The sequence below is a fragment of the uncultured Brachyspira sp. genome, from assembly GCF_944390595.1.
Lineage (GTDB): Bacteria > Spirochaetota > Brachyspiria > Brachyspirales > Brachyspiraceae > Brachyspira.
Window position 1 is genome coordinate 1 of record NZ_CALXRN010000113.1, and the last position, 10,121, is coordinate 10,121.

Consider the following 10,121-nt stretch of genomic DNA (forward strand, 5'->3'; position numbering starts at 1 on the left):
CTCATCCTGAGCGTATACTGAACTTAACGCTAGAATCATTACGCTTAATACAAGAAATATTTTTTTCATGTATAACTCCTATAAGTTTTTATTATAATTGTGTAACCACATATAAATATTGCCTAAAATTTTATAAAGCAACATTTTGGGTTGAGTATTTGTATTAATTAGAGTATTGACAATGGAATCCAACTCATCAATAGTCCATACAATACTTTCATCTGAAATAGAACTTGGAAACACATAATTTCTATTTTCTATTTCTAAATATTTTTCTTCTAAAGATTTCTTTAAGATATTAATCATTTCTCTAATAGTATCGGCTATATCATAGTCGCCTTCACTAAGCAATGTCGTTAATGAAGCTATTTGAGAAAGATTATTATCAAAAATTGCACCCATAAAAGATAATAATACTTTGTATATATTATCGCTTGTATTTGATTTTTTGTCAAGTATATATTTTACAGCTTTTGCCACACTTCCATAAGAATTTTCTAATGCAAGGGCTGTTTTTTCCTCGTTTAACCTAAATCTCTTCATTAATATAGATCTTAAAGTATTTTCTGACAATAAAGAAAATTTTAGTTCCATCATACGAGAGCGTAAAGGTTTCATACCATCTTGTACAAGCTTATTAGTATCTGAAGTTATTAGAATAAATATATTATTGTCAGAAGGCTCTTCTAATGTTCTTAAAAAGATATTAGGCACCCTCTTATCCATTAATTCTATACCTTCAATAATAACAATCCTTTTATGAGATATTTTCGGCTTTCTATATGTTATCTCTATAATATTTCTTACTGTATCTAGGGGAATTACTGTATGAATTATATTATAATATATTTTTTTTAAAGCTTCAAAAAAGTCGCCTTCTATAGATATTTTCTTCTTTCCGCCCTTATTTTTTACTATATTTAATGCATCTTTTGATTTATTTCTAAATATAGAGTCTATAAATTCCACATTATCTGCTGTAAGTTCATTTAATGTGTAATTTACTGCTAAATAATACGGTTCTATTAAAGCATATCTTAAACTTTCTTTTTTATTTCCAAGCATATATTCTTTTGGTTCGCTTGACGGGTAGTTATCATAACTATCAAAAAGCATTGATTCTACTTTATATAGTATAGATCTGCATGAAGTGTAGAAATTATTAAACAAATGAGGAAGTTTATATTCTAAATATTGATTAAAATAAAGTTCTGCATTTCTAAATCTCTCATCCGTACCTGCTACTATTACATCAGGATGCTTATATTGATCTATCATTTTACATGATTTGCATTCATCACAGTATGTTCCGTTATTTCTTTCGCAAAGTATAGCTTTTGCATAATTTAAAGCACTTTCAAATTTTCCAACTCCTTCATCTCCGTAAAATAGATATGCATGGTGAAGTCTGCCGCTTTTATATATTCCAGACATTATTTTTAAAGGTGTTGTTTGTCCCAGTACCTTAGCCAAATTTAGAAACCTCTTTAAAATAGTTATTTAATATATATAAATTATAAATCAAATTATAGCAATATTTTACCCTTTTAATATTTGATATTTTATATTTTTAGTATATTATAAAAATAGTTACTTTATTTAATAATTGAGTAGTAATTTAATTAAAGGATTTTTCATATGGCTGCAACAAATGATATGATGAATGGACAAATGGATTTGTCTGATAAAAATAACAAATCTCTTAGAAAGAAAGTTATTGATATTTCTGATAGAGTAGAAAAATTAGAGAAGGATATTGATTCTATTTCTTCTCATAATGAAACTGTTGAAGAAAAAGAAAAATTCATAAAAGATATTGTAGTAAAGGAAAATGAAAATTTTATAAATAAATACGAAGAATTAAGTAAAAACATAGAAAATACAGAGATAAACAAAAAAGTAAATGATTATTTAGAAGAGCAAAAAAATATTGTTAATAAAATAGATAAAGTTAATTCTTCTTATGAAAAATTAGAGAATCATATAAATGAATATGAAAATACATTGTATAATAAACATGAAGAATTTATTAAAAATACAAATGAATTGATAAATAAGAATAATTTAAATAATAAAATATTAATAGATGAAATAAATAGAAAACAAGATGATTTTATAAAGTCATCAAATGATGCTTTAGATAAGAATAATTCCAAGTATGAAGATTTAAATAAAAAATATGAAGAACTTAGTAATAACGCTGAAGATTTACTAAAAGAAAATAATACTAAATACGATGAATTAATATCAGATACTAATAAAAAACTAGACATTCAAATAAAAGAACAGAAAAATCTTATAGCTAAAGAAACAGAAAGTTTAAATTCAAAATACGATGAACTTTCTAAAAACACAGAAGATTTAATAAATAAAAATAATTCTAAGTACGATGAATTAATATCAGATACTAATAAAAAACTAGATATTCAAATAAAAGAACAGAAAAATCTTATAGCTAAGGAAACAGAGAGTTTAAATTCAAAATATGATGAGCTTAGTAAAAATTACGATGAATTAATATCAGATACTAATAAAAAACTAGACATTCAAATAAAAGAGCAGAAAAACTTTATAGCTAAAGAAACAGAGAGTTTAAATTCAAAATACGATGAACTTTCTAAAAACACAGAAGAATTAATAAAAGAAAATAATACTAAATACGATGAATTGATTTCCAAAACAGATAAAAAAGTTGAAGATTTAGTATTAGAACAGAATTTAAAATTCTTTAAAGAAACAGAAGGTTTAAGAAGAGAACAGGAAAATCTTTCAGAAAATATACAAAGAGTAGACAGTGAAAATATTTCCAAGTATGAAGAGTTAAATAATAAATATAATGAGCTTTATAAAAATACAGAAGAATTAATATCAGATACTAATAAAAAACTAGACATTCAAATAAAAGAACAGAAAAACCTTATAGCTAAAGAAACAGAGAGTTTAAATTCAAAATACGATGAACTTTCTAAAAATACAGAGGAATTACTAAAAGAAAATAATACTAAATACGATGAATTACTTTATAAAACAGATAAAAAAGTTGAAGATTTAGTATTAGAACAGAATTTAAAATTCTTCAAAGAAACAGAAGGTTTAAGAAGAGAGCAAGAAAATCTTTCAGAAAATATACAAAGAGTAGACAGCGAAAATGTTTCTAAATATGAGGAGTTAAATAATAAATATAATGAGCTTTCTAAAAACACAGAAGATTTATTAAAAGAAAACAATACTAAATATGATGAGTTGATTTCTAAAACAGATAAAAAAGTTGAAGATTTAGTATTAGAGCAGAATTTAAAATTCTTCAAAGAAACAGAAGGTTTAAGAAGAGAGCAAGAAAATCTTGCTGAAAACATAAAAAGAGTAGACAGTGAAAATATTTCCAAGTATGAAGAGTTAAATAATAAATATAATGAGCTTTCTAAAAATACAGAAGATTTAATAAATAAAAATAATTCAAAGTATGATGAGTTAATATCAGATACTAATAAAAAACTAGACATTCAAATAAAAGAGCAGAAAAATCTTATAGCTAAAGAAGCAGAAAGTTTGAACTCAAAATATGATGAACTTTCTAAAAATACAGAGGAATTACTAAGAGAAAATAATACTAGATACGATGAATTGATTTCCAAAACAGATAAAAAAGTTGAAGATTTAGTATTAGAGCAGAATTTAAAATTCTTTAAAGAAACAGAAGGTTTAAGAAGAGAGCAAGAAAATCTTGCTGAAAACATAAAAAAACTAGATGAAGAAACAAATAAAAAGCTAGACAGTCATATAGAAGAGCAGAAAAACTTTATAGCTAAAGAAACAGAAAGTTTAAATTCAAAATATGATGAACTTTCTAAAAATACAGAAAATTTACTAAAAGAAAACAATACTAAATATGATGAATTGATTTCTAAGACAGATAAAAAAGTTGAAGATTTAGTATTAGAACAGAATTTAAAATTCTTCAAAGAAACAGAAGGTTTAAGAAGAGAGCAAGAAAATCTTGCTGAAAATATAAAAAGAGTAGACAGCGAAAATACTTCCAAGTATGAAGAATTAAATAATAAATATAATGAGCTTTCTAAAAACACAGAAGATTTATTAAAAGAAAACAATACTAAATATGATGAATTGATTTCAAAAACAGATAAAAAAGTTGAAGATTTGGTATTAGAGCAGAATTTAAAATTCTTTAAAGAAACAGAAGGTTTAAGAAGAGAGCAGGAAAATCTTTCAGAAAATATACAAAGAGTAGACAGCGAAAATGTTTCTAAATATGATGAGTTAAATAATAAATATAATGAGCTTTCTAAGAACACAGAAGATTTACTAAAAGAAAATAATACTAAATATGATGAGTTACTTTCTAAAGCAGATAAAAAAGTTGAAGATTTAGTATTAGAGCAGAATTTAAAATTCTTTAAAGAAACAGAAGGTTTAAGAAGAGAACAAGAAAATCTTTCAGAAAATATACAAAGAGTAGACAGCGAGAATGTTTCTAAATATGAGGAGTTAAATAATAAATATAATGAGCTTTCTAAGAACACAGAAGATTTATTAAAAGAAAATAATACTAAATACGATGAGTTGATTTCTAAAACAGATAAAAAGATAGAAGATTTAGTATTAGAACAGAATTTAAAATTCTTCAAAGAAACAGAGGGATTAAAAAGAGAACAGGAAAATCTTACTGAAAATATACAGAGAGTAGACAGCGAAAATGTTTCTAAATATGATGAGTTAAATAATAAATATAATGAACTTTCTAAAAACACAGAAGAATTACTAAAAGAAAATAATACTAAATACGATGAATTGATTTCTAAAACAGATAAAAAGATAGAAGATTTAGTATTAGAACAGAATTTAAAATTCTTCAAAGAAACAGAGGGATTAAAAAGAGAACAGGAAAATCTTGCTGAAAATAATGCCAAGTATGAAGAGTTAATTGGTAATTTAAATAAAAAATTAGATGACCAAATAGAAAAACAGAAAGATATTTTGAATGAAGAAAAAAAAGTATTGAGTTCAAAATATGATGAACTTAGTAAAAATACAAATGAGTTAATAAAAGATAATAATGCTAAATATGATAGTTTAATTAATAATTTAAATAAAAAGATAGAAGATAATAATGATATTTTAAATTATACTATTGATAGTAAATATGCATCATTTGCAAAAAATATTAATGAATCAATAGAAAAAAATGATGCTAAATATAATCAATTTGCTGATGCGGTAAGTAAAAAAATTGATATTCAATCAGAAGAACAAAGAAATAAACTTGAAGCTATAAGCAAAAACAATGAAAATTTTATAAAAAGCATAAATGAGATATTAGAAAAAAACAATATTAAGTATGAACAGCTGGCTGAAATTTTAAATAAAAGATTGGATGTTCAATTTGATGAGCAGAAAAAATATTTTGATAATGAAAATAAAAACATTAATATAAAGTATGAGGAATTTGTAAAAAGTATAAATGAGATATTAGAAAAAAATGATATTAAATATGAACAATTAGTAGAGTCCATAAACGGCAGATTAAAAAATAATAATATAGTATCTAATAATCATACTGCTTCTTCATATAATAATAATGATGTATATGATTACATAGACAGCAGACTTGACGAAGAAAGTCATAAAACTAAAAAAAGAATTAAAAGAGTAGAGAATAAATATTCTGAGTTTGTAAAGACTACAGATGAAATGTTTGCAAAACAAGATAAAAAACATGATAAATTAATTGAATATGTTGACAAGAAGATTGATGAAGAGCAGGTAAGAACTGATAATCAAGTAAAAGGAATAGATAAAAAGATAAGCAATGTTGCTATAGTATCAATTTCTTTATTTGCAGTTATAATTGTAATATTGCTTGCTTATCAATTGTTATAATTTTATGCTTAGTAGGAATTTATTTATAATGGGGGATTATAGTTATGGATATTTTTAAAACTAATACCATTATAGATAAATTTGCCTATGAAAAAGAATATTTATCATTAGGCTATAAAAATATATGCGGTGTAGATGAGGTTGGAAGAGGATGCTTATTTGGACCTGTTACAGTTGCTGCTGTTATAATGCCTTTGGAATTGGATAATGATTCTATTAAAAGAGATTTAATAATAAAAGATGTTGACGATTCGAAAAAAATATCTCCAAGAAAAAGAGAAGAGCTTTATGATAAAATAATAGAGAATGCTTTATGCTATTCTATTTATTCTATTGATTCAAAAACTATAGATGAAATAAATATATATAATGCAACAAAGCTTGCTATGATTAAAGCTATAGAAAATTTAGAATTAAAACCTGATGTGCTTCTTATAGATGCGGTTAAACTTGATATAGATATAAAGCAATGTTCTATAACAAAGGGAGATTTTAAGTCTTACAGTATCGGATGTGCTAGTATAGTTGCAAAAGTATTTAGAGATAGAATGATGAATGAACTTCCTGAAGAATATCAAAAATATAAAATTGCTAAAAATAAAGGTTACGGTACTAAAGAGCATATTAAAGCTATAGATATGTATGGGGCAAGCGATATGCATAGATATTCATTTGAACCTATAAAGTCTTTGAACAATAATATTAAAGAAGATGAAACGGATTCATTACCTCTATAAAGAGTTTTACTATAAAAAAATAGGGCTTAACATATTAATTAAGCCCTATTTTTTAGTTTTTTACATTATTGACATGAAGCTTTTCCAGTACGTACGTTTATTCCGCCTGCATCTTTTATCATTTTTATAATGTTTTGATTTCTTGATTCGCATGCATAAGTGTATGCACTTTTATTTAACTGTTTGCTTACTATATTTACGTCAACTTTTTTATCTAATAAGAATTTCACAGCATCTTCTCTATTGTTTCCGGCAGCAACCATAAGCATAGTTTCTCCGTCTCTTTTATCCTGTTCATTTAAATTTAATTTTCCTTGATAAAGAGGATATAAATACTCTATAACTTTTATATTTCCTCCAAGTATAGCAGATTTAAAAGCACTAGTAACATCTGCAGTATCTCCGGCATACAAATTAGCTCCCTGTTCTATTAAATATTGAACTACATCTAAATATCCTATAAAAGCAGCCCATCCTAAAGCAGTTTGTCTTAAGCTGGCAGTATCCTGAACTTCTATATCCTGACCTGCTTCAACCATTTTTTTTATTTCTGGCAAATTTCCTTCTTTAACAGCATCAAACCATTTGGCATTAGGACCTTTTGATCTTTCTCTATAAAATATTCTATGCGACAGTCTTCTTGGATTTGCAAGATTAGTTAATTGTTCAGGAGTTAATCTTGTAAATCTTTCAGTTTGAGAATAAAGAGGTATAGATGAAATTATTAAAGCAAATAGAAGTATTATTTTTTTCATAGCTTTCTCCATTTTTAATTAAATAATAAAAACTTCTATAATATGTATTTGTAAAAAATCTTTAATAAGAAATATTATCATAAAATACTAATAATTGAAAAATATGTAATTTTTCCATTTTTTTATTGACATAATTAATTTTTAGTTATATAATGGATTACCTTGTAAATTATAGGTTATTGTAAATTTGTTTTAAGGAGCAAATAATGGCAGGAGCAAAAGTAAAAACAGAGCAAATACATCTTCAATGTACAGAATGTAAGAGAAAAAATTATATAACAACTAAAAATAAACAAAATGTTCCAGATAAGCTAGAATTAAAAAAATATTGTCCTCATGATAAAAAACACACAATTCATAAGGAATTGAAAGTATCTAGATAATATTTTTTTGTTTTTATAAATTTGGGTCAGTAGTTCAATTGGTAGAGCACCGGTCTCCAAAACCGGGTGTTGCAGGTTCGACTCCTGTCTGACCTGATTCTTTTTTAATATGAATTAATATATTTTAAGGTAGCTTTATGGCGGATAATAAAAAGAAAAATAACTTTTTGAACTCTATCAGTGAAATAAAAAAGGAACTCTTTGAAAGAAGTGTATGGCCTACACGTCAGGATGTTATTAATCAAACAGTTGTTGTTATAATTCTGCTTGTATTGGCATCCGCATTTTTAGGTGCTGTAGATTATGTTGTTACATTCTTAACTAGAGCTTTGTTGGACGGAAGAGTTTTGGCAAGTTTGATGTCTTCTAAAATAACATTAGTTTTAGTATTAGCGGTAGTTGTTTTATTAGTAATATATTTTGCTATACGTTATTTGAGAAAAAATAGATACAGTAGGTGAATAAAATATGTCTGAAGAAATATCTGGTGTAAAAGATTATAAATGGTATATAGTTCATACTCAGCATGGATATGAAAACAAGGTTCGTGAACGTATAGAGAAAAGAGCTAAAGAAAATGGAATGACAGAACTTATTGTAGATATATATATACCTTCAGAAACTGTAACTTCTACAAAAAATGGTAAAAAAGTATCTAAAGAAGAATTTTTTTATCCTGGCTATGTTTTAGTGAAAATGGTAATGAATGATGCTACTCAGTCTATGGTTAGAAGAACTCCTGGGGTAGCTGGTTTTATAGGCAGTCATGCTACAACAAAAGAAGAAGGAAATATAATTCCTACTCCTTTAAGCGAAGCAGATGTTGCACGTATATTTGAAAATAGAGATTCAAAAGATAAGACAGAGATAAATGAAATTATCGGAATGGAATTTGATATAGGAGAAAAGGTTCAGGTAATAGACGGGCCTTTCAATGGTTTGAATGGAGTTATAGAAAATATTAATTCAGATAAAGGTAAAGTAACAGTAAAAATAGAGATATTTGGAAGAAGTACTCCTACAGAATTAGATTTTAATAAAGTTAAAAAACTATAAAAAATAAATTTAAGAGGTAGTAAAGATGGCTAAAAGAGTAGTTGGTATTGTAAAGGTTCGCATACCAGGCGGAGAGGCAACACCTGCTCCACCATTAGGACCAGCATTGGGTCAGAAGCAGATACAAATAGCAGCTTTCGTTAAAGATTTTAATGCTAAAACATCTAAAATGAAAGGTCAGCTATTAAATACCTATATAATAGTATATGAAGATAAAACATATACATTTGTTACTAAAGGTACATCTACTTCTACTTTAATTAAGAAAAAATTGGGCATAGAAAAAGGTTCAGGAGAGCCTAATAAAACTAAAGTTGCTACAATTAATCAAAAGCAGCTTGAAGAAATAGCTCAGGAAAAAATGGCTTATATGTCAGCTAATGATATAGAAGCAGCAAAGAAAATAGTTGCGGGTACAGCTCGTGCTATGGGTATTAAAGTAGAATAACAAATATTAAAGGCATACCATTTATATAAAAGAGAATAAATGGAAGTAGACGTTTGAAAGAAAAAGGAAGAAATAATTATGGCTACAAAAGAAAAGAAAATAGGTGGCAAACGTTACGACGCTATACGTAAAGGAGTAGAGAAGTTTAAGCTCTATTCAGTAGAAGAGGCTATTGATTTAGCTAAGAAAAACGCTACCTGTAAATTTGATGAAACTATTGAGGTTACAATAAACCTTAATATCTTACAAAAACATTCAATAAGAGATACATTATCATTCCCAAATGCTTTTGGTAAAGAAAAAAGAGTAGTAGTATTTGCACAAGGTGAAAAAGCAGATGAGGCAAAAGCTGCCGGTGCTTTAGAAGTTGGTTTTGAAGATTTAATTGATAAAATTAAAGGCGGATATACTGATTTTGATGTTGCTATTTCTACACCAGATTTGATGAAAGAGGTTGGTAAATTAGGTCAGATACTTGGTAGAAAAGGACTTATGCCTAACCCAAAAACAGGAACAGTTACTCTTGATATAGCTCAGGCAGTAAAAAGTTTCAAAGCTGGAAGAATGGAATACAGAGCTGATAAGCATGGTATAGTAAGAATGGGTATCGGTAAGGCTTCAATGGATGCTGGTAAATTGAATGAAAATTTCAAAACATTCTATGATGAAATCTTAAGAAAAAAACCTACAGACTTAAAAGGTGAATACATAAAAGCAATAGGTGTTACATCTACAATGGGTGTAGGTATAAAAATAGATCATAAAAAGATAAAAATGTAATTAGCAATAAACCTGTTTTGATAAGCGAAGTCATATTTTGTGATCCCATTATATGAATAGTATT

At 26.3% G+C, this 10,121-nt stretch carries 9 protein-coding genes and 1 tRNA gene; 8 read left to right on the top strand and 2 right to left on the bottom strand.

Annotation, left to right across the window (positions count from 1 at the left end):
• Positions 1 to 78: 78 nt before the first annotated feature.
• Complete coding sequence (locus tag Q0J90_RS06175; RefSeq protein ID WP_297277068.1) at positions 79 to 1,473, bottom strand: DNA polymerase III subunit delta'; 1,395 nt, start codon at positions 1,471 to 1,473, stop codon at positions 79 to 81.
• A 165-nt stretch (positions 1,474 to 1,638) separates the two neighbouring features.
• On the opposite strand from Q0J90_RS06175, the gene Q0J90_RS06180 reads away from it, so the two are divergent.
• Together Q0J90_RS06180 and Q0J90_RS06185 are read left to right on the top strand one after the other, a co-directional pair.
• Complete coding sequence (locus tag Q0J90_RS06180) at positions 1,639 to 5,898, top strand: hypothetical protein (RefSeq protein ID WP_297277069.1); 4,260 nt, start codon at positions 1,639 to 1,641, stop codon at positions 5,896 to 5,898.
• A 44-nt stretch (positions 5,899 to 5,942) separates the two neighbouring features.
• Positions 5,943 to 6,635, top strand: a complete 693-nt coding sequence (locus tag Q0J90_RS06185) for a ribonuclease HII (protein ID WP_297277070.1) — start codon at positions 5,943 to 5,945, stop codon at positions 6,633 to 6,635.
• Positions 6,636 to 6,700: 65 nt separating this feature from the next.
• Here the strand turns inward: Q0J90_RS06185 and Q0J90_RS06190 are convergent, their stop codons facing one another.
• The gene (locus Q0J90_RS06190) at positions 6,701 to 7,390 is read right to left on the bottom strand and encodes an ankyrin repeat domain-containing protein (protein WP_297277071.1); all 690 of its coding nucleotides are present in this window, start codon (positions 7,388 to 7,390) and stop codon (positions 6,701 to 6,703) included.
• A 206-nt stretch (positions 7,391 to 7,596) separates the two neighbouring features.
• On the opposite strand from Q0J90_RS06190, the gene rpmG reads away from it, so the two are divergent.
• From rpmG to rplA, 6 genes are all read left to right on the top strand, one after another.
• The gene (gene rpmG, locus Q0J90_RS06195) at positions 7,597 to 7,773 is read left to right on the top strand and encodes a 50S ribosomal protein L33 (protein WP_028330737.1); all 177 of its coding nucleotides are present in this window, start codon (positions 7,597 to 7,599) and stop codon (positions 7,771 to 7,773) included.
• Between the two features lie 23 nt (positions 7,774 to 7,796).
• Positions 7,797 to 7,869: transfer RNA gene (locus Q0J90_RS06200), tRNA-Trp, on the top strand.
• 41 nt (positions 7,870 to 7,910) lie between these two features.
• Entirely contained in the window at positions 7,911 to 8,234 is a 324-nt protein-coding gene (secE, locus tag Q0J90_RS06205) for a preprotein translocase subunit SecE (RefSeq protein ID WP_297277072.1), read from the top strand.
• Between the two features lie 7 nt (positions 8,235 to 8,241).
• On the top strand, positions 8,242 to 8,829 hold the full coding sequence (gene nusG, locus Q0J90_RS06210; protein WP_028330739.1) for a transcription termination/antitermination protein NusG: 588 nt from the start codon (positions 8,242 to 8,244) through the stop codon (positions 8,827 to 8,829).
• 25 nt (positions 8,830 to 8,854) lie between these two features.
• The gene (gene rplK / locus Q0J90_RS06215) at positions 8,855 to 9,277 is read left to right on the top strand and encodes a 50S ribosomal protein L11 (protein ID WP_157147989.1); all 423 of its coding nucleotides are present in this window, start codon (positions 8,855 to 8,857) and stop codon (positions 9,275 to 9,277) included.
• A gap of 78 nt (positions 9,278 to 9,355) precedes the next feature.
• Positions 9,356 to 10,057, top strand: coding sequence for a 50S ribosomal protein L1 (gene rplA, locus Q0J90_RS06220; RefSeq protein WP_297277073.1), 702 nt, complete (start codon positions 9,356 to 9,358; stop codon positions 10,055 to 10,057).
• The last annotated feature ends 64 nt before the right edge of the window (positions 10,058 to 10,121 follow it).

Coding starts and splice junctions, on each gene's coding strand:
- Q0J90_RS06190 (WP_297277071.1), bottom strand. CDS start 7,390: ATGAAAAAAATAATACTTCTATTTGCTTTAATAATTTCATCTATACCT.
- rpmG (WP_028330737.1), top strand. CDS start 7,597: ATGGCAGGAGCAAAAGTAAAAACAGAGCAAATACATCTTCAATGTACA.
- nusG (WP_028330739.1), top strand. CDS start 8,242: ATGTCTGAAGAAATATCTGGTGTAAAAGATTATAAATGGTATATAGTT.
- Q0J90_RS06180 (WP_297277069.1), top strand. CDS start 1,639: ATGGCTGCAACAAATGATATGATGAATGGACAAATGGATTTGTCTGAT.
- rplA (WP_297277073.1), top strand. CDS start 9,356: ATGGCTACAAAAGAAAAGAAAATAGGTGGCAAACGTTACGACGCTATA.
- rplK (WP_157147989.1), top strand. CDS start 8,855: ATGGCTAAAAGAGTAGTTGGTATTGTAAAGGTTCGCATACCAGGCGGA.
- secE (WP_297277072.1), top strand. CDS start 7,911: ATGGCGGATAATAAAAAGAAAAATAACTTTTTGAACTCTATCAGTGAA.
- Q0J90_RS06185 (WP_297277070.1), top strand. CDS start 5,943: ATGGATATTTTTAAAACTAATACCATTATAGATAAATTTGCCTATGAA.